Origin of the sequence: Azohydromonas sediminis (assembly GCF_003574675.1) — a bacterium.
Lineage (GTDB): Bacteria > Pseudomonadota > Gammaproteobacteria > Burkholderiales > Burkholderiaceae_C > Calidifontimicrobium > Calidifontimicrobium sediminis.
In genome coordinates this window covers 109,280-130,143 of sequence record NZ_QOAZ01000008.1, presented here as the reverse complement: position 1 = coordinate 130,143, position 20,864 = coordinate 109,280, and the positions used below count along the sequence as shown (strand labels likewise).

General features: G+C 72.8%; 21 protein-coding genes and 1 pseudogene. 10 read left to right on the top strand and 12 right to left on the bottom strand.

Annotated elements, in window-relative coordinates; genetic code table 11:
• Positions 1 to 398 precede the first annotated feature (398 nt).
• Both DRV96_RS06905 and DRV96_RS06900 read left to right on the top strand, forming a co-directional pair.
• Positions 399 to 1,304, top strand: coding sequence for a DUF2726 domain-containing protein (locus DRV96_RS06905; protein ID WP_162910974.1), 906 nt, complete (start codon positions 399 to 401; stop codon positions 1,302 to 1,304).
• Positions 1,301 to 2,350, top strand: coding sequence for a serine/threonine protein kinase (locus tag DRV96_RS06900; RefSeq protein WP_119289213.1), 1,050 nt, complete (start codon positions 1,301 to 1,303; stop codon positions 2,348 to 2,350). Before DRV96_RS06905 ends, DRV96_RS06900 begins: the two co-directional genes overlap by 4 nt.
• Before the next feature lie 16 nt (positions 2,351 to 2,366).
• On the opposite strand, the gene htpG is transcribed toward DRV96_RS06900, so the two are convergent.
• The 8 genes from htpG to DRV96_RS06860 all read right to left on the bottom strand — a co-directional run bounded on the left by htpG (position 2,367) and on the right by DRV96_RS06860 (position 9,380).
• Positions 2,367 to 4,250, bottom strand: coding sequence for a molecular chaperone HtpG (htpG, locus tag DRV96_RS06895; protein WP_119289210.1), 1,884 nt, complete (start codon positions 4,248 to 4,250; stop codon positions 2,367 to 2,369).
• Positions 4,251 to 4,346: 96 nt separating this feature from the next.
• Positions 4,347 to 4,634: an HP0495 family protein gene (locus tag DRV96_RS06890; RefSeq protein WP_162910973.1), complete on the bottom strand. Its 288-nt coding sequence runs from the start codon at positions 4,632 to 4,634 to the stop codon at positions 4,347 to 4,349.
• A 10-nt stretch (positions 4,635 to 4,644) separates the two neighbouring features.
• Positions 4,645 to 5,532, bottom strand: coding sequence for a D-amino acid aminotransferase (locus DRV96_RS06885; RefSeq protein ID WP_119289208.1), 888 nt, complete (start codon positions 5,530 to 5,532; stop codon positions 4,645 to 4,647).
• 52 nt (positions 5,533 to 5,584) lie between these two features.
• Complete coding sequence (locus DRV96_RS06880) at positions 5,585 to 6,775, bottom strand: D-alanyl-D-alanine carboxypeptidase family protein (RefSeq protein WP_119289206.1); 1,191 nt, start codon at positions 6,773 to 6,775, stop codon at positions 5,585 to 5,587.
• Between the two features lie 34 nt (positions 6,776 to 6,809).
• Positions 6,810 to 7,418: an alpha/beta hydrolase gene (locus DRV96_RS06875; RefSeq protein ID WP_119289204.1), complete on the bottom strand. Its 609-nt coding sequence runs from the start codon at positions 7,416 to 7,418 to the stop codon at positions 6,810 to 6,812.
• A 19-nt stretch (positions 7,419 to 7,437) separates the two neighbouring features.
• Positions 7,438 to 7,764, bottom strand: a complete 327-nt coding sequence (locus tag DRV96_RS06870) for a (2Fe-2S) ferredoxin domain-containing protein (protein ID WP_119289202.1) — start codon at positions 7,762 to 7,764, stop codon at positions 7,438 to 7,440.
• Between the two features lie 34 nt (positions 7,765 to 7,798).
• On the bottom strand, positions 7,799 to 8,911 hold the full coding sequence (locus DRV96_RS06865; RefSeq protein ID WP_119289200.1) for a VanZ family protein: 1,113 nt from the start codon (positions 8,909 to 8,911) through the stop codon (positions 7,799 to 7,801).
• 28 nt (positions 8,912 to 8,939) lie between these two features.
• Positions 8,940 to 9,380 (bottom strand): CopD family protein, encoded by a 441-nt coding sequence (locus DRV96_RS06860; RefSeq protein WP_119289198.1) that lies wholly within the window; start codon positions 9,378 to 9,380, stop codon positions 8,940 to 8,942.
• Positions 9,381 to 9,471: 91 nt separating this feature from the next.
• On the opposite strand from DRV96_RS06860, the gene hemB reads away from it, so the two are divergent.
• The 3 genes from hemB to DRV96_RS06845 are packed head-to-tail and all read left to right on the top strand — an operon-like array spanning position 9,472 to position 12,436.
• Positions 9,472 to 10,479: a porphobilinogen synthase gene (hemB, locus tag DRV96_RS06855; RefSeq protein ID WP_119289196.1), complete on the top strand. Its 1,008-nt coding sequence runs from the start codon at positions 9,472 to 9,474 to the stop codon at positions 10,477 to 10,479.
• Positions 10,479 to 11,564 carry a magnesium transporter CorA family protein gene (locus tag DRV96_RS06850; protein WP_119289194.1) on the top strand — a complete coding sequence of 362 codons (1,086 nt, stop codon included), beginning with the start codon at positions 10,479 to 10,481 and terminating at the stop codon, positions 11,562 to 11,564. Before hemB ends, DRV96_RS06850 begins: the two co-directional genes overlap by 1 nt.
• On the top strand, positions 11,561 to 12,436 hold the full coding sequence (locus DRV96_RS06845; RefSeq protein WP_119289192.1) for a DMT family transporter: 876 nt from the start codon (positions 11,561 to 11,563) through the stop codon (positions 12,434 to 12,436). Before DRV96_RS06850 ends, DRV96_RS06845 begins: the two co-directional genes overlap by 4 nt.
• A 19-nt stretch (positions 12,437 to 12,455) precedes the next feature.
• Here DRV96_RS06845 and ybeY read toward each other — a convergent pair.
• Both ybeY and DRV96_RS18360 read right to left on the bottom strand, forming a co-directional pair.
• Positions 12,456 to 12,890: pseudogene (ybeY, locus tag DRV96_RS18365) on the bottom strand (rRNA maturation RNase YbeY); the annotation flags it as partial.
• Positions 12,887 to 13,918 carry a PhoH family protein gene (locus DRV96_RS18360; RefSeq protein WP_210756986.1) on the bottom strand — a complete coding sequence of 344 codons (1,032 nt, stop codon included), beginning with the start codon at positions 13,916 to 13,918 and terminating at the stop codon, positions 12,887 to 12,889. The gene DRV96_RS18360 and the pseudogene ybeY, both read right to left, overlap by 4 nt.
• 156 nt (positions 13,919 to 14,074) lie before the next feature.
• Between DRV96_RS18360 and DRV96_RS06835 the strand changes: the two genes are divergently transcribed.
• From DRV96_RS06835 to ruvA, 3 genes are read left to right on the top strand one after another with little or no spacing between them, the layout of a single operon-like run.
• Positions 14,075 to 15,925, top strand: a complete 1,851-nt coding sequence (locus DRV96_RS06835) for a sensor histidine kinase (protein WP_119289243.1) — start codon at positions 14,075 to 14,077, stop codon at positions 15,923 to 15,925.
• Between the two features lie 46 nt (positions 15,926 to 15,971).
• Positions 15,972 to 16,619: a response regulator gene (locus DRV96_RS06830; RefSeq protein WP_119289190.1), complete on the top strand. Its 648-nt coding sequence runs from the start codon at positions 15,972 to 15,974 to the stop codon at positions 16,617 to 16,619.
• A 10-nt stretch (positions 16,620 to 16,629) separates the two neighbouring features.
• The gene (gene ruvA, locus DRV96_RS06825; protein ID WP_119289188.1) at positions 16,630 to 17,202 is read left to right on the top strand and encodes a Holliday junction branch migration protein RuvA; all 573 of its coding nucleotides are present in this window, start codon (positions 16,630 to 16,632) and stop codon (positions 17,200 to 17,202) included.
• Positions 17,203 to 17,440: 238 nt separating this feature from the next.
• Here the strand turns inward: ruvA and DRV96_RS06820 are convergent, their stop codons facing one another.
• The gene (locus tag DRV96_RS06820) at positions 17,441 to 17,926 is read right to left on the bottom strand and encodes a copper chaperone PCu(A)C (protein ID WP_119289241.1); all 486 of its coding nucleotides are present in this window, start codon (positions 17,924 to 17,926) and stop codon (positions 17,441 to 17,443) included.
• Positions 17,927 to 18,020: 94 nt separating this feature from the next.
• Positions 18,021 to 18,401 (bottom strand): DUF2946 family protein, encoded by a 381-nt coding sequence (locus DRV96_RS06815; RefSeq protein ID WP_119289186.1) that lies wholly within the window; start codon positions 18,399 to 18,401, stop codon positions 18,021 to 18,023.
• A gap of 51 nt (positions 18,402 to 18,452) precedes the next feature.
• Between DRV96_RS06815 and ruvB the strand changes: the two genes are divergently transcribed.
• A complete protein-coding gene (gene ruvB / locus DRV96_RS06810) occupies positions 18,453 to 19,517 on the top strand; it encodes a Holliday junction branch migration DNA helicase RuvB (protein ID WP_119289184.1) in 1,065 nt (354 codons plus the stop codon).
• Between the two features lie 16 nt (positions 19,518 to 19,533).
• Positions 19,534 to 20,862, top strand: a complete 1,329-nt coding sequence (locus DRV96_RS06805) for an efflux RND transporter periplasmic adaptor subunit (protein WP_119289182.1) — start codon at positions 19,534 to 19,536, stop codon at positions 20,860 to 20,862.
• Positions 20,863 to 20,864 lie beyond the last annotated feature (2 nt).

Below are 20,864 nucleotides of genomic sequence, written 5' to 3'. Positions count from 1 at the left end.
CAAGATCGCACCGCAGTGGGTCGGTCTGGGCACAGGTGCGCCCGCAGCGGCCCTGGCGGCCGCGTAAGGGGTGCGGAAGATGAGAAATCGACCCGAATCAAGCGCTGCGAAGCGCGCACGAGCCCGTCGCAGCGACATCACCCGCGCAGCAGCGCCGCGTGACGTTCGTTCCTCTGGCCCTGACGCCAACCCGACGGGCGTCTGCGGCGATCAATTGCCTCTCAGCCTCTGACGCCGCCGCGACAGCGGCAAACCGCACGAACCGGGGGCTGCCGCTGCGCAGACGGCGCAGTAACATGGTGACGCAAGTTGTTGCGTGATGTGCGGTGCGCGCCGGCGGTCGTGGCGCTCACGGTGCGCCAACCCCGCCCCCGATGCTCGACACGACGCTCCCTTCGATGCTGGCGCTCGCCCTCGCGGCGCTCGCGCTGCTGGTGGCCGCCGTGCTGGCCTGGAGCAGCCGCCGCAGCTCGAAGCCGAAGCCGCTGCCCAGCGAGTGGGCGCTCACCGCACGGCCGGTGTTCAACACCGAGGAGCGGCGCCTGTACCGCCAACTGCGCGAAGCGCTGCCGCACCACGTCGTGCTGGCCAAGCTGCCGCTGGTGCGCTTCTGCCAGCCGACCGACCCGCACGAAGTGCGCTATTGGTACGACCTGCTCGGCGCCACGCACGTGACGTTCGCGATCTGCAGCCCGAACGGGCGCGTGCTCGCGGCGATCGACTTCGACCACGAACGCAGCGGCTCGCGCCGCACGCTGCAGATCAAGCAGGCGGTGCTCGGCGCCTGCCGCATCCGCTATCTGCGCTGCTCGCCCGACCACCTGCCGTCGGTGCCCGAACTGCAGTTGCTGGTGCCGCAGACGAGCCCGGCGGCGCGCAGCGCGCAGGCGGTGGCTTCCGCGACGGTCAGCGGCTACGGCGCCCCGCCGCTGCGCGAGGAGCGCGAGGCCGTGCGGGCGCCGGCGGCGCCGCGGCGCCCGCGGCGGCCGATGCTGTGGCAGGACTCGGGCTTCTTCCACGACTCGTTCTTCGGCGTCGACAGCCGCATGGACACCAGCTACCCGAGCGAGTACAGCCCCTTCTCGTCGAAGGCGCCGGTGCCGCCGGCGCCGCGCCGTGCCAACGGCCGCCCCGACGAGCGCTTCGCGGCGCCGCCGGTGCGCCCGTCGCGACCGATGCCGCTGGACAACGGCATCTGGCCCGAGGAGCAGCGCGAGATCGACGACGAGCGCGACGACGATCTTGACGCGCGTCGCGACTACGGCCGCGACCTCCCGCGCTACGGCTCGGCCGGCGGACATTGAGCGCGACCGCCGCGCCGGGCGACGACGCGCCAGGCGCCTTCGCCGCCCTCACGCCCGGGCGCGTGCTCGACGCCCTCAGCGATGCCGGCTGGCACCCCGACGGGCGCATGCTGCAGCTGAACTCGTACGAGAACCGCGTCTTCCAGCTGTTCCTCGACGACGGCAGCGCGGCGGTGGCCAAGTTCTACGGTCCGCAGCGCTGGAGCGACGCGCAAATCCTCGAGGAGCATGCCTTCGCGCTCGAACTGGCCGCCGCCGACGTGCCCGTCGTCGCCCCCGAACCGATGCCGGCCGAGCGCGCCGACCTGCGGCGCGTGCGCCTGGCGGGCACGCCGCCCACGCTGGCCACCGAGCTCGACGGCGGTTTTCGCTTCAGCGTCAGCCGCCGTCACGCCGGACGCGCGCCCGACCTCGACGACCCCGCCGTCGCGGCCTGGCTCGGCCGCTTCATCGGTCGCCTGCACGCGGTGGGTGCGCGACGGCCTTTCGTGCACCGCCGCACGCTCGAGCCGACGGCCTGGGGCGACGCGCCGCGCGACTGGCTGCTCGCGCACGACGCCGTCACCCCGGCCGAACGCGCCGGCTGGCAGGCCGCCTGCGACGCGGCGCTGGCACTGGTGCACGCCGCGTTCGCGCGCGTGCCCGGCCTGCGCCTGCTGCGCCTGCACGGCGACTGCCACCTCGGCAACGTCCTGTGGCGCGAGGTCGGCGACGATGGCGGCGGCCCGCATGTCGTCGACCTCGACGACGCCTGCAACGGCCCGGCGATGCAGGACTTGTGGATGCTGCAGCCCGAGGGCCCGCACGCGGCCGCGTCGTGGGCCGCGCTGCTCGACGGCTACCGCGTCTTCATGCCGCTCGACGAGCGCGAGCTCGCGCTCGTCGAGCCGCTGCGCACGCTGCGCATGCTGCACCACAGCGCGTGGCTCGCGCGACGCTGGCACGACCCGGCGTTCCCGGTGGCCTTCCCTTGGTTCGGCACGCCGGCGTACTGGAGCCAGCAGACGACGCAGCTGCGCGAGCAGGTCGAGCTGATGTCGGCCTGAACCCGCGCGTGTGCGCTCAGGCGCTCAGCAGCCGCGTCACGCGCTGCACGTAGGCCGCCGGGTCCTCGAGCTGGCCACCTTCGGCGAGCCACGCCTGGTCGAACAGGATGTTCGCCAGGTCGTCGAAGCGCTCGTCGCTCTCGAGCCGCTTGACCAGCGGGTGGTCGGGGTTGACCTCGAGGATCGGCTGCGACTTCGGCGCGTTCTGCCCCGCCTGCTTGAGCAGCCGCGCCAGGTGCGCGCTCATGTCGCCTTCGTCGACGACGATGCACGCCGGCGACTCGACCAGGCGCGTCGTCACGCGCACGTCCTTCGCGCGGTCCTTCAGCACCGTCTTGAGCCGCTCGAGCACCGGCTTGAACGCCTCGGCGACCTCCTCGGCGTGCTTCTTCTCGGCCTCGTCCTGCAGCTTGCCGAGGTCGACCGCGCCCTTGGCGACGCTTTGCAGCGGCTTGCCGTCGAACTCGTACAGGTGCGCGAGCATCCACTCGTCGACACGGTCGACGAGCAGCAGCACCTCGATGCCCTTCTTGCGGAAGATCTCGAGCTGCGGGCTGGCCTTGGCCGCAGCGAGGCTGTCGGCGGTCAGGTAGTAGATCGCCTCCTGCCCGTCCTTCATGCGCTTGACGTAGTCGGCGAAGCTGACGCCCTCGTCGGCGTGCGTGGAGGCGAAGCGCAGCAGCTTGGCCAGGCGCTCCTGGTTCGCGTGGTCCTCGCCGATGCCTTCCTTCAGCACGGCGCCGAACTCGCGCCAGAACTTCAGGTACTTCTCGCGCTCGGCGGCGTCGTCGCTGTCGGCCAGGCTCTCGAGCATCGACAGCACGCGCTTCGTGCAGCCCTCGCGGATCGCCTTCACGTCGCGGCTTTCCTGCAGCAGTTCGCGGCTGACGTTGAGCGGCAGGTCGGCCGAGTCGACGACGCCCTTGACGAAGCGCAGGTACACCGGCATCAGCGCCTGCGCGTCGTCCATGATGAACACGCGCTTGACGTACAGCTTCACGCCGGCGCGCTTGTCGCGGTTCCACAGGTCGAACGGCGCCTTCGCCGGGATGTACAGCAGCTGCGTGTACTCGGTGCGCCCCTCGACGCGGTTGTGCGTGTACGCCAGCGGCGGGTCGCTGTCGTAGCTGATCTGCTTGTAGAAGTCGATGTACTGCTGGTCGGTGATCTCGCTCTTCGGGCGCGTCCACAGCGCGGCGGCCTTGTTGACGGTCTCCCACTCGTCGGACAGCACGTACTCCTTCTTGTCCTCGTCCCACTTCTCCTTGCGCATCAGGATCGGCAAGGAGATGTGGTCGGAGTACTTGGCGATGATCGACTTCAGCCGCCAGGTCTTCGCGAACTCCTCCTCGCCCTCGCGCAGGTGCAGGATCACGTCGGTGCCGCGCTGCTCACGCGTGATCGGCTCGACGTCGAACTCGCCGCTTCCGTCGCTGGTCCAGCGCACACCCTCCTCGGGCTTGAGGCCCGCGCGGCGCGACTCGACGGTGATGCGGTCGGCGACGATGAAGCCCGAGTAGAAGCCAACGCCGAACTGGCCGATCAGGTTGGCATCCTTCTTCTGGTCACCCTCGAGGCGGGCCATGAACTCGCGCGTGCCGCTCTTGGCGATCGTGCCCAGGTGCTGCACCGCCTCCTCGGCGCTCATGCCGATGCCGTTGTCGCGGATCGTCACCGTCTTGGCCGCCGGGTCGAAGAAGACGCGGATCTCGAGGTTCGGGGCGTCTTCGTAGAGCTCGGGCCGGTCGAGCGCCTCGAAACGCAGCTTGTCGCACGCGTCGCTGGCGTTGGAGACCAGCTCGCGCAGGAAGATCTCCTTGTTCGAGTACAGCGAATGCGTGACCAGGTGCAGGATCTGCTTGACCTCGGCCTGGAAGGACAGGGTTTGCTTCTCGCTCATCGTCGTTCGCGCTGGAATCGGGGGTGGGCGCGGCGCCCTCACGCCGCCGCGCGGGGACATGGGGACGGATCGGCGGGGTTCAAGACCCCGCGGCCGTCACAGCACGACCTTGACCATCGGGTGCGTACTCAGCGTGCGGTACAGCTCGTCGAGCTGCTCGCGGCTCGTCGCGGTGACGGTGACGGTGAGGCCGAGGTAGTTGCCGCCGCGGCTGGGCCGCTCCTCGACGCTGGCCGGGTCGAACCCGGGGTCGAAGCGCTGCACGACCTGCACGATCGCGGCGCGGAAGCCCTCGACGTGCGCGCCCATCACCTTGATCGGGAACGCGCACGGGTACTCGATCAGGCTGCGCTCGGGCGGGATCTCGGGCAGTTCGACGGTCATCGCGCGGGGCTCAGATCGACTGTTCGACCTTGGCGCGCTGGTACGCCTCGTACAGCCGCGCATACACCGGCCCCGGCTTGCCGCGCAGCGCACCGTGGCCCACCGGTTCGCCGTCGATGCGCGTGACGGGCAGCACCTCCTTGGTCGCCGAGCTGAGCAGCACCTCGTCGGCGGCGCGCACGTCGGCCTCGCTGATCGGGCGCAGGTTGTAGCCGATGCCCTCGTCTTCGCACAGCTCGCGCAGCAGCTCGTAGCGGATGCCCTCGAGCACGTACTCGCTCTTCGGCGGCCCGAGCAGCGCGCCCTCGTGGACGATCCACACGTTGCTCGCCGACGCCTCGGTCAGCCAGCCGTCGCGAAAGAGGATCGTCTCGACCGCGCCGCGGTCGGCCGAGATCTGGCGCGCGAGCACCGCGCCGAGCAGGCTCGTGCTCTTGATATCGCCGCGCTGCCAGCGGAAGTCGGCTGCCGTCACGCAGGCCACCCCGTGGTGGCGCTGCTCGGCGGTGGGCGGCTTCATCGCGCTGGCCATCATGAACACCGTCGGCTCGATGTCGGGGGGCATCACGTGGTCGCGCAGCGCGACGCCGCGCGTGACCTGCAGGTAGACGAGCTGGTCCTCGGCGCCGGTCTTGTCGTGCAGCGCGGCCACCAGCGCGCGCGCGCGCTCGAGCCACTGCTCGCGCGTGGCCGGCGTCGCGATGCGCACCTTGGCCAGGCTGCGCTCGAGCCGCGCGATGTGGCTGTCGAAGCGGAACAGGCGCCGGCCGTAGACCGGGATCACCTCGTAGACGCCGTCGCCGAAGATGAAGCCGCGGTCGAGCACGCTGACCTTGGCGTCGCACAGGCGCAGGTAGTCGCCGTTGAGGAAGCACAGCGTGTCGGGCAAGGGGGTCATCGCGGGCCTTTCGTCGAGCGCAGCGAGGAGGTCGATCGTCCGGGCAGGCAGCTTAGCGGATCCACAGCCGCAGCGCATCCCAAGCGCGGCCGACGATCCCCGCCTCGGGCACCGCCTCGAGCACGACGAGCGGCACCTCGCCCACCGGCGCACCGGCGCGCGTGGCGATCTTCAGCGTGCCCACGCGCTGGCCCTGCGCCAGCGGCGCGACGAGGGGGTCGGTGCGCTCGATGCGCGTCTGCAGGCGGTCGGCCTCGCCGCGCGGCACCGCGAGCACGACGTCATTCGCGACGCCGATCGCGGCCTGGCGGCGCGTGCCCTTCCACACCTCGGGCGTCGCGATCGGCTTGCCGCCGTCGAACAGCTTGATCGCGTCGAACGCGCTGAAGCCCCAGTTCAGCAGCTTCTGGCTCTCGTTGGCGCGCGCCTCGCGCGACGCCGTGCCGAGCACGACGCTGAGCAGCCGCCTCGGCCCCGGCGCCTTGCCGCCCGGCCCGAGGTTCGGGAACTGGCGCACCGCGCTGGCCACGAGGCAGTAGCCGGCGGCAGCGGTATAGCCAGTCTTCATGCCGTCGACCGTCGGGTCGCGACGCAGCAGCAGGTTGCGGTTGTCCTGGCGGATGTTGTTGTAGGTGTACTCGCGCACCGCGTAGTAGCGGTAGTACTGCGGGAAGTCCTGGATGATGCGCGCGGCGATCGTCGCGATGTCGCGCGCGCTGCTGCGGTGGCCGGGCTCGGTCATGCCCGTCGGGTTGCGGAACTCGGTGTTCTTCAGCCCCCAGGCCTGCGCCTGACGGTTCATCATCGCGACGAAGGTCTCGACGCTGCCGGCCACGCCCTCGGCGAGCGCGACCGTCGCGTCGTTGCCCGACTGCACGATCATCCCGTGCAGCAGCTCGTCGACCTTGGGCGTCATCGTCGGGTTGATGAACATCAGCGACGGGTCGCCCTTGCGCTCGTCCCACGCGCGCTGGCTCACCGGCAGCGTCTGCTCGAGCGTGAGCTTGCCGTCGCGCAGCGCGGTGAACACGAGGTAGGCCGTCATCAGCTTGGTCAGCGACGCCGGGTCGGCCGGCACGTCGGCGTCGCGCTCGGCCAGCGTCTGGCCGGTGGTCAGGTCGACGAGCACGTACTGGCGCGCGGCGATCTCGGGCGGGGCGATCGGCTGCGCGGTGGCCGCCGCGGCGGCCAGGGTCAGCGTCGTCGTGACGAGGAGGCGTCGCAGAGTCTTGAACAGGACCATGGATCGGTGACGGGGCAAGGTGCGGCCGCCGCGCTCAGGCGGCGAAAGCGCGCACGACGATCGATTTGAGCAACGGCAGCTGCCCGTGGAAGAAGTGGCCGACGCCGGGCACGACGACGACGGGCAGCACCTGCGGCCGCGCCCACGCGAGCGTGGCGGCCAGTGGCACGACGTCGTCGGCGTCGCCGTGGACGACCAGCGTGTCGTCAGGCACCGCGCCGACGTCGAAGTTCCCCGTGGCCGGTGCGACGAGCACCAGCCGCGCCGCGGGCGGGTCGACGCGCCGCGCCGCCTGCGCCGCGACGTAGCCGCCGAACGAGAAGCCGCCGAGCACGAGCGGCAGCGCCGGGTCGCGCACCGCGGCCACGACCGCCAGCGCGTCGTCGACCTCGCCGCGACCCGCGTCCCACTGGCCCTGCGAACGGCCGACGCCGCGGAAGTTGAAGCGCACCGTGCGCCAGCCGACCTGGCGCAGCGCGCGCGCCAGCGTCTGCACGACCTTGTTGTCCATCGTGCCGCCGTGCAGCGGGTGCGGGTGGCACAGCACCGCGACACCGCGCGGCGCCACGGCGGGCTCCTCGACGACGCACTCGATCGCGCCGGCCGGGCCGGCGACGACGCGCCGCTCGGCGCTCGCGTTCAAGGCAGGGGTCGACAACGGTTCAGCGCCCGACGTCGGGCGGCAGCAGCAAGCGCTCGACGACGCGGCCGTGCTTCAGGTGCGACTCGACGATCTCGTCGATGTCGTCGAGGTCGACGTAGTGGTACCACACCGCCTCGGGGTAGACGACCGCCACCGGGCCGCCGGCGCAGCGGTCGAGGCAGCCGGCGCGGTTGACGCGCACGTGGCCGGGGCCGAGCAAACCCTCGGCCTTCGCGCGCGCCTTGCAGTGCTCGAACGCGGCCTGCGCGCCGTGCTGCGCGCAGCACGCCTCGCCGCCTTCGCGCTCGTTCAGGCAGAAGAAGATGTGACGCGCGTAGTAGCTCATCGCCGCCATTGTAGGCAGCGGGTGCACCGGCCCCTCAGGCCGCGCCGGCACGGCCCAGCCGCGACAGCAGCCAGCCCATCGCGACGTAGGGCCAGAACCAGCCGACCCACTGCGCGAGCCCGTGGAAGCGGATGAAGCGGCCCTGCTGCCAGCCTTGCAGGTTGAGCGCGTAGTAGGCGTCGGTCGGCGCCATCGCGACGATGGCCACCAGCGCCGTCAGCGCGACCAGCGCGACGCCGGCCACGCGCCGCCGGCCCAGCGGCAGGCACAGCACCGCAGCGGCCAGGCCGCCGACCAGACCGGGGCCGACCGCCGGCGTCCACCACGCGAGCGCGTTGTCGGGCCCGTAGTTCATCGCGCTGGCCAGCGTCATCGTGCCCACCGCGACGGCGGCGGCACCGGCGGCCAGCACCAGCCGGCGCACCCCCGGGTGCGTCACGGTGTAGGCGATCAGGCAGGGCACGAGCAGGCCGAGCGCCACGGCCACCGCCTCGACGATCAGGCTCGGCCGCGGTACCGGCGCCGACGGCGGCGCGAGGAAGGCCTGCGCCGGCTCGAACCACGGTGTGCCCGCGAGCGCGGCCAGCGCCCACCCACGCGCCTCGTCCCACACCTGCCCGACGCCCAGCGGCACCGGCGTCGGGAACAGCAGCCCCAGCGGCCACAACAGCAGCAGCGCGATCGCGCCGGCGCTCTCGCGCACGAACCAGCGGTCGCGCCACGACTGCCAGCGCTCGAGCGCGCCGATGGCGTGCAGTGCGGTGCCGGCGAGCGCGCCCAGCGTCGCGCCGGCGGCGTTGAGCGCGAGGTCGAGCAGCGACGGCACGCGCGCCGGCAGGAACTGCTGCAGCACCTCGAGCGTGTACGACAGCAGCGTTGCAGCCCCCACCGCGGCGGCGAAGGCCGCGCCCGCACGCCAGCCGCTGCGCACCGCGGCGACATAGGCCAGCAAGCCGAGCGGCAGGTAGCCCAGCAGGTTCGAGACGATGTCGAAGCGCGGGAACCACGCCGGCCACGGCAGCCACAGCCACGTCGCGACGCCGCCCGGCGGCACGCGCCAGCCGGCGAACGGGAACAGGCTCGCGTAGACGACGACGAGGGCGAACGCCAGCACCAGCCACGTGGCCGAGCTGCGCGCGCGCGTCATGACCGTCGACGGTGGCCGGGCGGCAGTCTCAGAACGGCTTGACGACGACGAGCACGACGATGGCGATGAACAGCAGCACCGTCACCTCGTTGAAGACGCGAAACCAGCGGTGGCTGCGCCGGTTCGCGCCGCGCTCGAAGTCGCGCAGCAGACGCCGGCACACGTGCTGGTAGCCGATCACGGCGACGACACCGGCCAGCTTGGCGTGCATCCAGCCGCTGCCGGGCCCCAGCCCGATGCCGTAGTACAGCCACAGCACGAAGCCGAGCGCGAGCGCCGGCCACATCAGCAGCACCGTGAAGCGGTACAGCCTGCGCCCCATCCCGAGCAGCCGCTCGCGCTCGGCATGGCTGTCGGGCGCGACCATCGCGAGGTTGACGAAGATGCGCGGCAGGTAGAACAGGCCCGCGAACCAGCTCGCGACGAAGACGATGTGGAAGGCCTTGACCCACAGGTAGCCGGAACTCATCGCTTCATTATCGACGCAGCCCCCGGGGCCACTATCATCGTCGCGGGGCGTCGGCACGGCGTCCCGCCCGTCTTGCGAAGAGGTCGCCGCCGTGAACGCCCCCCTGCCGCCGTACCCCGCCAGCCGCCCGCGCCGCCTGCGCCGCGACGCCGCGATCCGCGCCCTCGTGCGCGAGCACCGCCTCGCGCCCGAAGACCTGATCCTGCCGGTGTTCGTGCTCGACGGCACGAACCGCAGCGAAGACGTGCCGAGCATGCCCGGCGTGCAGCGGCAAAGCGTCGACCGGCTGTTCGCGGTGGCCGAGCAGTGCCTCGCGCTCGGCGTGCCGGTGATGGCGCTGTTCCCGGTCATCGACCCGTCGCTGAAGACGCCCGACGGCCGCGAGGCGCTGAATCCCGACGGCCTCGTGCCGCGCGCCGTGGCGGCGCTGAAGGCGCGCTTTCCGGAGCTGAACCTGCTGACCGACGTCGCGCTCGACCCGTTCACGACGCACGGGCAGGACGGGCTGATCGACGACAGCGGCTACATCCTCAACGACGAGACGGTCGCGGTGCTGACGCAGCAGGCCAAGGTGCAGGCCCAGGCCGGCGTCGACATCGTCGCACCGAGCGACATGATGGACGGGCGCATCGGCGCGATCCGCAGCGCGCTCGAAGGCGCCGGTCTCATCCACACGCGCATCATGGCCTACAGCGCGAAGTATGCGAGCGCCTTCTACGGGCCGTTCCGCGACGCCGTGGGCAGCAAGGGCAACCTCGGCAAGAGCGACAAGAAGGTCTACCAGATGGACCCCGGCAACACCGACGAGGCGCTGCGCGAAGTCGCGCTCGACATCGCCGAGGGTGCCGACATGGTGATGGTCAAGCCGGGCATGCCTTACCTCGACGTCGTGCGCCGCGTGAAGGACACGTTCCGCATGCCGACCTTCGCGTACCAGGTCAGCGGCGAGTACAGCATGCTCAAGGCCGCGGCCGCCAACGGCTGGCTCGACCACGACGCGGTGATGATGGAGTCGCTGCTCGCGTTCAAGCGCGCCGGCGCCGACGGCGTGCTGACCTACTTCGCGCTCGACGCCGCGCGCCAGCTGCGGCAGCGCTGATGCGCGTCTTCCACGTCACGCCGGACCAGTTCACCGAACTCGACGCGCTGCCGGCCGATCTGCCTGCCACCGGCTTCGTGTGGGTCGGCAGCGCGCGGCGCGAGTTCGAGGTGCACGCCGCCGAGATCCAGGCGCGGCTGCAGCACTGGACCGGCGCGTCGCTCGTCGACCTGCACGTGTCGGACCTGCTGAACAACCAGCTGCCGAGCCACTTCGACACCACGTTCGACTACGACCTGCTCGTCTTCCGGCGGCTCGCCGCCGCGCCCGGCAGCGCGGTGCTCGCCGACGGCAAGCGCCCCACGCGGCGCGCCACGCGCGAGGCCCTCGAGGCGATCGACACCAGCCCGGTGGGCTTCGCGGTGTTCGACCGCGTCCTCGTCAGCGTGCACCCGGCCGACTGCGCGGTGCGCGACCACTTTGCGACGCGCCTGGCGCAGCGCGGCCAGGCCGCGTCCGCGCGCCTGCCGACCAGCCCGGCCGAGCTGATGCTGCGCATGGTCAACCACATGGTCGACAGCTACCTCGAGCTGCGCCGCCTGCTCGCGCGCCAGCTCGGCGAGCTGCAGCTCGAGCTGCTGAACCCGCGCAGCCACTTCGACGACTGGGCGCTGCTGCTCGATGCGCGCAACCGCCTGCACCTGCTCGAGGACACCTGCGAGGACCAGAGGAGCGCAGTGCAGGAGTGGATCGACGCGCTCGACGAGTGGCCGCCCGAGACCGACAAGGCGGCGCAGCGCGAGCGCGAACTGCTGCGGCTGCGCTCGCGCGACGTGCTCGAACACATCGAGCGCGTGCTCGGCCACGTGCGCCGGCTCGAGCAGTCGATCGAGACCGCGGTGCAGATGCACTTCTCGGCGCTCGGGCACCGCACCAACAACATCATGCGCACGCTGACCGTGCTGACCGCGATCTTCCTGCCGCTGAACCTGATCACCGGCTTCTTCGGCATGAACTTCGATGCGCTGCCGCTGATCCACAGCGCCGAGGGCTTCTGGTTCGCGTTCTGGACGATGGTCGTGGTCGCGATCGGCCTCGTCGCGTTCTTCTGGCGCAAGCGCTACCTGGGCACGACGCCGCGATGACGCTGGCGCCGTCGCAGCTCGCGCTGCTCGTCGGCCTGACGCTCGCGTGGGGCCTGAACTGGCCCGTGATGAAGCTCGGCGTCACCGTCTACCCGCCGCTGACGTTTCGCGCGCTGTCGATGCTGCTCGGGCTGCCGGTGCTCGCGGTTGCGCTGCTGGGGCTGAAGGTGCCGTTTCGCGTGCCGCGCGCGCACTGGCGCGAGCTCGCGGTGCTGACGCTCACCAACATGGTCGTGTGGCACCTGCTGGTGATCCTGTCGGTGCCGCACCTGAGCTCGGGACGCGCGGCGATCCTCGGCTACACGATGCCGGTGTTCTCGGCGCTGCTCGGCGCAGCCCTCTTCGGCGAGCGGCTGCGCCCGCGCCAGGCCGCCGGTGTGGCCGCGGCGGCGCTGGGCGTCGTGCTGCTGCTGTGGCACGAGTTCGACCGCGTCGCCGGCGCGCCGCTGGCCGCGTCGGTGATGCTGGTGGCCGCCGCGTGCTGGGCGCTGGGCACGCAGCAGCTGCGGCGCACCGCGATCGCGCTGCCGACGCTGACGCTGTCGTTCTGGATGACGGCGGTGACCACCGTCGTGATGCTGGCGGCGGCGGCCCTCGTCGAGCGCGGGCAGTGGCACGCGCCGAACGCCGCCGCCACCGGTGCGATCGTCTACAACGCGGTGCTGATCTTCGGCTTCGCGCACGCCGCGTGGTTCACGCTCGCGCGCTCGCTGCCGCCGGTGGCCTCCACCTTGTCGGTGATGATGATCCCGGTGCTGGGCACCGTCAGCGGCGCGCTCGCGCTGGGCGAGGTGCTGCACTGGCAGGACGGCGCGGCGGCGGCGCTGATGGTCGCCGCGATCGCGTCGGTGCTGTGGCCGGCGCGGCGCTGACGAGGGGGCCGCGATCGGGGTAGGGGTCGTGTAGGCCGAGCGCGTGCAGGATCGCGCGCTCGCGCGCTTCCATGACGGCGGCGTCGCGCGCGCCGCGCTCGTGGTCGTAGCCTTGCGCGTGCAGCGTGCCGTGCACGAGCAGGTGCGCGTAGTGGTCGGCCACCGGCAGCCCGAGCGCAGCGGCTTCACGCTCGACGACCGGCGCGCACAGCACGAGGTCGGCGTGCACGACGGGCGCGCGCGCGTAGTCGAAGGTCAGCACGTTGGTCGCGTAGTCCTTGCCGCGAAACTCGCGGTTCAGCCGCCGGCCTTCCTCTTCGCCGACGATGCGCACCGTGATCTCGCCCGGCGCGTCGAGCGCGGCGCGGATCCAGCGTGCCACGCGGTGGCGCGGCAGCAGCGCGCGGTGGCGGCCGTCGGGCTGCTGCAGCGCGAGCGTGAGACCGGGCTTCACGCCGCCGGCCCCTTCGCGCCGCGTGCCGCGCGCGCAGCGGCCGCGGCCCCGGCGCTGTCGGCCTTGCCGGCCTCGTCGGCCGCCGCGCGCGCGGCGTCGTAGGCCTCGACGATGCGCGCGACCAGCGGGTGGCGCACGATGTCGGCCGCCGTGAAGCGCGTGAACGCGAGCCCCCTGACACGGCGCAGCACGCGCTCGGCCTGCACGAGGCCGCTCTCGGCGCCGCGCGGCAGGTCGATCTGGCTGGTGTCGCCGGTGACGACGGCCTTCGAGCCGAAGCCGATGCGCGTGAGGAACATCTTCATCTGCTCGGGCGTCGTGTTCTGCGCCTCGTCGAGGATCACGAACGCGTGGTTGAGCGTGCGACCGCGCATGAACGCCAGCGGCGCGATCTCGAGCGTCGCGCGCTCGAACGCCTTGTGCACGCGGTCGAAACCCATCAGGTCGTACAGCGCGTCGTACAGCGGGCGCAGGTACGGGTCGACCTTCTGCGTCAGGTCGCCGGGCAGGAAGCCCAGGCGCTCGCCGGCCTCGACCGCGGGCCGCGTCAGCACGATGCGCTGCACCTGGCTGCGTTCGAGCGCGTCGACGGCGCAGGCCACCGCGAGGAACGTCTTGCCGGTGCCCGCCGGCCCGATGCCGAACGTGATGTCGTGCGCCAGGATATTGCGCAGGTAGCGCACCTGGTTCGGCGTGCGCCCGGCGAGGTCGGCGCGACGCGTGTGCAGCACGATCTCGTCGCCGGCGCCCGGCGCAGCAAGCCCCTGCGTCACGTCGACGAGCGCGAGCTGCAGCGTCTCGGGCGCGATCGGCCGGCGCGCCCGCTCGTACAGCGACTGCAGCAGCGCGAGCACACGCTCGGCGGCGGCGCGCTCGCCGCGCAGCGTGAACGCCTCGTGGCGGTGGCCGATGCGCACGCCGCTGGCCTGCTCGATCACGCGCAGGTGCTCGTCGAGCGGCCCGCAAAGGTGAGCCAGCCGCGTGTTGTCGGCCGGGGTGAAGGCGTGGCGCAACGTGGCGGTGGACATGCGGCAGGAAGCGGGACGCGCGAAGCGTGCATTGTCGCGCCCGCGCCGCTTCGGCGGCGCGGGCGCCGGGCGCACCGGCGCGTGACGCACAATCGCGCGCCGATGGCTTTCGCATGCGCCCCTGCCCTGCGGCGTGCCGCTGGCGCGCGGCGCGCGATGGCCGCTGCCACGCTGCTGGTGCTGCTGATGCTCGCCGTGCTGTGCACGACCGCGCGCGCGCAGCAGCGACTCGACGTGTACGAGGCGCTGAGTGCGGTCGGCGACACGGCGCGCTTTCCCGAAGACGCCGCGACGCAGCGGGTGCCGCTGCCCGACGAGTGGTCGCGCTCGCGCCCCGGCACGCGCGGCCCGGTGTGGTACCGCGTCGCATTCGACGCGCGCGGCGTCGAGGCGAGCGGCGAGCTGTTCGCGCTGTACGTCGAGCGCGCGTGCTCGACGCTCGAGGTGCAGCTCAACGGCCAGCGCGTGCACGTGGGCGGGCGCCTCGTCGAGCCGTACACGCGCCAGTGCCAGCACCCGCAGCTCGTCGCGCTGCCGTCGGCGCTGATGCGCCCCGGGGTCAACACCGTCGACGTCAAGGTCGTCGGCGAGCCGCTGGCTGCCGTCGCGTCGCGCCAGCGCGCCGGTGGTCTGTCGGCGATGCAGCTCGGGCTGTACGCCGAGCTCGCGCCGGTGCATGCGCGACGGCGCCTGCTCAACGTGACGCTGCCGCAGACGACGAGCGCGATGCTGGTGCTGGTGGGCGTGTTCATGCTGCTGATCGGCGGCCTCAAGCGCGCACACAGCCACCTGGCGTACTTCGGCGCGTTCGCGATCGGCTGGGGCGTCGTCGGTGCGCGGCTGTGGTGGACCGACCTGCCGCTGTCGGGCCACGCGGCCGACGTGCTGCTCGTGTCCTTCATACCGCTCGTCGTGCTCGCCGGCGTGCTGTTCGTGCTGCGCTACGCCGGCGGCGTGCAGGGGCGCTGGGTCGACACAGCGCTGTACGTGCAGTGCGTCGTCGTGCCGCCGACGCTGCTGCTCGCCGGCCCCGAGCGGCTGCACCCGGTGGCCAGCGGCTGGTACGCGCTGTTCGTCGCCGAGGCCGCCGCCGCGATCGGCTGGCACCTGTGGACGCTGTGGCACCACCGGCGCGAGCGCTTCGTGCCGATGGCCGTGCTGCTGCTCGGCGCGCTCGCGCTCGTGGGGCTCGAGTTCGTCGCGCAGCAGCGCGCGCTCGCCGACCGCTGGCAGGTGCTGTCGCACGCGCTGCTGCCGGCGGCCATCGTCGCGATGGGGCTGTACCTGATGCGCGAGCACGGCCGCGCGCTGCACGCCGCCGAAGCCGACCGCCAGACGCTCGAGGCGCGCGTGCGCGAGGCCGCCGCGCAGATCGAGCGCAACTACGCGCAGCTCGCCGAGCTGCGCGTCGAGCAGGTCACGCAGCAGGAGCGCAAGCGCATCGCCGCCGACCTGCACGACGACCTCGGCGCCAAGCTGCTGACGATCGTGCACACCAGCGACAACGACCGCATCTCAGCGCTGGCGCGCGAAGCGCTCGAGGAGATGCGCCTGTCGGTGCGCGGCCTGACCGGCAAGCCGGTGCGGCTGCTCGATGCGCTGGGCGACTGGCGCGCCGAGGTCGTCTCGCGGCTGGCGCAGACGGGCATCGAGGCCGACTGGTCGACCGCCGTCGAGGACGGCGACCACACGCTGTCGGCGCGTGTGTACGTGCAGACCACGCGCATCCTGCGCGAGGCCGTCAACAACATCATCAAACACAGCGGCGCGTCACACTGCGCGGTGCGCGTCGCGGTCGACGGCGGCCAGTTCGAGCTGACGATCCAGGACAACGGCAGCGGCATCCCGCTCGAGCTCGACGGGCGGCTCGACCGCGGTCACGGCATGGCGAGCATGAAGCACCGCGCCAAGCAGATGCAGGGCCAGTGCCTCGTCGAGTCGGGCCCGGGCTACGGAACCGTGATTCGCCTCACGCTTCCGCTCGCGACGTCCGCTGCCGCGGCGTGAGCCACTGCTACGATCGTTGCGATTCGTTGCCCGAGGGGGCGCGTCGATGAAGACCATCCTGCTGCTCGAAGACCTGCCGCAGATCCGCAGCTGGCTGCGCGACCTGCTGCTCGAAGTGTTTCCGCAGGCCGACATCTCGGAGGCTGCGCGCGTGCACGACGCGCTGTCGCTGGTGTCGGCCGTGCGCTTCGACCTCGCGCTGATCGACCTCGGCCTGCCCGACGGCTCGGGCGTCGACGTGATCGCCGCGTTGCGCGAACAGCAGCCCGACGCGCAGTCGGTCGTCGTGTCGATCCACGACGACGACGACCACCTGTTCCCGGCGCTGCAGGCCGGCGCCTACGGCTACATCCTCAAGGAGCAGGCGCGCGAGCTGATCAAGGTGCAGCTCGAGCGCATCAGCCAGGGCGAGCCGCCGCTGTCGCCGTCGATCGCGCGCAAGGTGATCGCGCATTTCGCCGCGCAGGCACGCCCGGCGCCGCTGATGCCGCACGTGCAGCTGACCGAGCGCGAGAACGAGGTGCTGCTGCGCGTCGCCAAGGGTTTCACGCTGCCCGAGATCGGCCAGCAGCTGAACCTGTCGCGGCACACGATAGCCGACTACGTCAAGCAGATCTACCGCAAGCTCAACGTGAGCTCGCGCGCCGAGGCCGCGCTCGAGGCGCAGCGGCTGGGCCTGTTCGGCCGCCGGTGAGCGCGCGCCGATGATCGGGCGCCTGTCGGGCACGCTCGTCGAGAAGTCGCCACCGACGGTGCTCGTCGATGTCGGTGGCGTCGGCTACGAGGTCGACGTGCCGATGAGCACGTTTTTCAACCTGCCCCCGGTCGGCGAGCGCGTCACGCTGCTGACGCACTTCGTCGTGCGCGAGGACGCGCAGGTGCTGTTCGGTTTCCTCGGCGCCGACGAGCGCGCGACGTTCCGCCAGCTGGTGCGCATCAGCGGCGTCGGACCGCGCACGGCGCTGGCGATCCTGTCGGGCTTGAGCGTGGCCGAGCTGGCGCAGGCGGTGGCCGCGCAGAGCAGTGCGCGGCTGGTCAAGGTGCCGGGCATCGGCAAGAAGACGGCCGAGCGGCTGCTGCTCGAACTCAAGGACAAGCTCGCGCCCGAGGTCCCGGCGCCGGCCGGTACGGTGAGCGACGCGCAGGCCGACATCGTGCAGGCCCTCGTCGCGCTCGGCTACAGCGAACGCGAGGCCAGCGCGGCGCTGAAGGCGCTGCCGGCCGACGTCGGCGTCGCCGACGGCATCAAGCTGGCGCTGAAGGCGCTGAACCGGTAGACCGCGCGCCGCGGCTGCCCGCCCGGGCCAAGAACGACCCGGGCCTGACCGCCGTCCAGGCCTGCGCAGGCCGAGCCCGGCGGCTCCACGCCCGCCTGCGCGTGCGTGGACCGGGCGAGGGCCGGCTGCGTCTCGCGGCCGGCGGGAGGCCAGGAGCGGCGGCTGCCCGCCCGGGCCGGGGACGACCCGGGCCTGACCGCCGTCCAAGCCTGCGCCGGCAGGCCTGGAGCCGCGGCGGTCAGTGCTTGCCGTGGGCCGGCGGCATCGCGGCGCCGAGCGGGCGCACCGGCGCCTGCACGTCGATCGTCTCGCGCTTGCCGTCACGGCCTTCGACGACGAGCGTCACCGGCACGGTGTCGCCCTCGTTCAGCGGCCGCCTCAGGTCCATCAGCATCACGTGATAGCCGCCGGGCTTGAGTTCGACGGGCTTGCCCGCCGGGAGGTCGAGCCCGGGGATCGCGCGCATCTTCATCACGTTGCCGTCGATCACCATCTCGTGGATCTCGACGACGCCGGCCACCGGCGAGCGCGCCTCGACGAGGCGGCCGCCGGTGGCGGACGTGATCTGCGCGAACATGCCGGTGGCCTTCTGCTGCGCGACGGTCGCGCGCACCCACGGGTCCTTGAGCTGGGTCTGGGCGAATGGCGCGCTGGCCGCCAGCGCGAGTGCGGCTGCCACGAGCGGGCGCCACAGGAGGGTCGGTGTGCGGAAAGAATTCGTCATGGTCGGGAGTCCGTCGTCGATCGAGCGTATCGCGGCCGCGCCGCCGTGCGGCACGACCACGCCATCGCGCACCGCGATCGCGGTGCGCCGGGGTTCAGGCGATCGTCGACGGCGGCCCGCGCGGATGCGGATGCACCCACGCCGGCAACGACGAGCCCGGCCCGTCGACGGCTGGGGGCGGCTCGTCGCCCGGCGCCGCCGGGGTCCACGCGACGGCACGCGGCGGCAGTGCCGGCCCGCACGCCGACGCGACGCACCAGGCGCACGCGGGCGCGGTGCGGCCGGCCTCGTCCGAAGCCGTGTCGCCGACCGGCACCCAGCGCGCGCCCTGCGCGGTGCACACCTCGGCCCACGCGCGCTCGCCGGCGATTGCGGCCAGCGCCTGCGACAGCGCCGGCAGCACGGCGAGCGCCCACGCCGCGACCAGCGCGACGATCGCGCGGCGACGCGTGCGGGTGCGGCCAGCCGACGACATGGCTCGATTATCCGTCCGCCGCCACGGGCGAGCCGCTGGCGATAATGCCCCATGGCCCTGCAGACCGACGACTTCGCCGCGCCCGCCGCGCGCCGCCTCGTCAGTGGCACACCGGCGTCGCCGAACGAAGAGGCGTTCGAGCGCGCGCTGCGCCCGAAGGCGCTGGCCGACTACGTCGGCCAGGCCAAGGCGCGCGAGCAGCTCGAGATCTTCGTGCGCGCGGCGCGCCAGCGCGGCGAGGCGCTCGACCACGTGCTGCTGTTCGGCCCGCCGGGGCTGGGCAAGACGACGCTCGCGCACATCATCGCGCACGAGCTCGGCGTCAACCTGCGGCAGACCAGCGGCCCCGTGCTCGAGAAACCGAAGGACTTGGCCGCGATCCTCACCGGGCTCGAGCGCCACGACGTGCTGTTCATCGACGAGATCCACCGCCTGAGCCCGGTCGTCGAGGAGATCCTCTACCCCGCGCTCGAGGACTACCAGATCGACATCATGATCGGCGACGGCCCGGCGGCGCGCTCGATCAAGCTCGACCTGCAGCCGTTCACGCTGGTGGGCGCCACGACGCGCGCCGGCATGCTGACCAACCCGCTGCGCGACCGCTTCGGCATCGTCGCGCGTCTCGAGTTCTACACGCCCGACGAGCTCGCGCGCATCGTCACGCGCTCGGCCGCGCTGCTCGACGTGCCGATCGACGCCGCCGGCGCGATGGAGATCGCGCGCCGCAGCCGCGGCACGCCGCGCATCGCCAACCGGCTGCTGCGCCGCGTGCGCGACTACGCCGACGTGAAGGGCCGCGGACTGATCGACGCGCCGATCGCCGACGCCGCACTCGCGCTGCTCGACGTCGACCCGCTGGGCTTCGACGTGATGGACCGCAAGCTGCTCGAAGCCGTCGTGCACCGCTTCGACGGCGGGCCGGTGGGCCTCGACAACGTGGCCGCCGCGATCGGCGAGGAGCCCGGCACGATCGAGGACGTCATCGAGCCGTACCTGATCCAGCAGGGCTACCTGCAGCGCACGCCGCGCGGGCGGGTCGCCACGCTGGCGGCGTACCGCCACCTCGGCCTTGCGCCGCCGGCGCGCGCCGGCGCCGGCGACCTCTTCGGCGCTTGAGCTTCCCACCCTCACCATGAACGGCGACACCTCCACGGCGCCGCCCCGCCCGCTGCTGCGCCGGCGCGGCGTGCGGCGCGCACTCGGCGCGCTGCTGGCCGTCGCGCTCGCGCTCGCGGCGTGGTTCGTGCTGCGCGAGCGCCCGCTCGACGTCCCCGCCACCGGCGTGCGCGCGCAGCCGCTGCAGCGCACGCTGCTGTTCAGCGCCCGGGTGCAGACGCCGGCGCGCGTCGACCTGGGCGCCACCGTGACCGGCCGCGTCGCACAGGTGGCCGTCGACGAAGGCGACGCGGTGGCCACCGGCGCCGTGCTGCTGCGGCTCGAAGACGACGAGTGGCGCGCCGCGCTCGCGCAGGCGAAGGCCTCGCTCGCGCAGGCGCAGGCGCGGCTCGCAGCGCAGCGCGCCGTCTCGCGCCCGAGCGCCGACGCCACCCTCGCGCAAGCCGAGGCCAACCTCGCGGCCGCCGAGCGTGAACTCGCGCGCAACCGCGAGCTCGTCGAGCGCGGCTTCGTCAGCAGCGCGCGGCTCGACGACGCGCAGCGCGCGGTCGACGTCGCGCGTGCGCAGCGCGATGCCGCGCACGTGCAGGCCGCCGCGCAGCGCGGCGACGGCGCCGAAGCCGCCGCCGCGCAGGCGCAGCTCGACGCGGCGCGCGCGGCCGTCTTCGCCGCCGAGGCGCGCCTCGCGCAGGCGCTGCTGCGCGCGCCGGCGCGCGGCAAGGTGATCGTGCGGCGCGTCGAGCCGGGGCAGATCGTGCAGCCGGGCAAGGCGCTGCTGACACTCGCCGTCGAGGGCCCGACCGAACTGATCGGCAGCGTCGACGAGCGCTTCCTCGGTCAGCTGCAACCCGGCCAGACGGCGCGGGTGCTCGCCGACGCGTTCCCCGAGCGGCCGTTCGGCGCGCGCATCACGCGGCTGGCGCCGGCCGTCGACGCGCAGCGCGGCGCCGTCGAGGTGCGCCTCGAGCCCGACGGCACACCGCCGCCCTTCCTGCGCGAGGACATGACGCTGTCGGTCGAGGTCGTCACCGGCGAGCGCGCGAGTGCGCGCGTGCTGCCGCTGGCCGCGCTGCGCGCGGGCGCCGGCGCCGAACGTGGCAGCGTGCTGGTCGCGCGCGACGGCCGCGCCGAGGCGGTCGACGTGCGGCTGGGCCTGCGCACGCTCGACCAGGTCGAAGTCGACGGCGTGGCCGACGGCGACGTCGTGCTGCTCACCCCCACGCTGCCGCCCGGCACGCGCGTGCGCCCGCGCGTGGTCGACGCCGCCGCCGCACTGCAGCCGCAGCCCGGCGCGACGAGCCGCGACAACGCCGGCGGCTCGATGGACAACGCTTTCGGGCGCTGAGC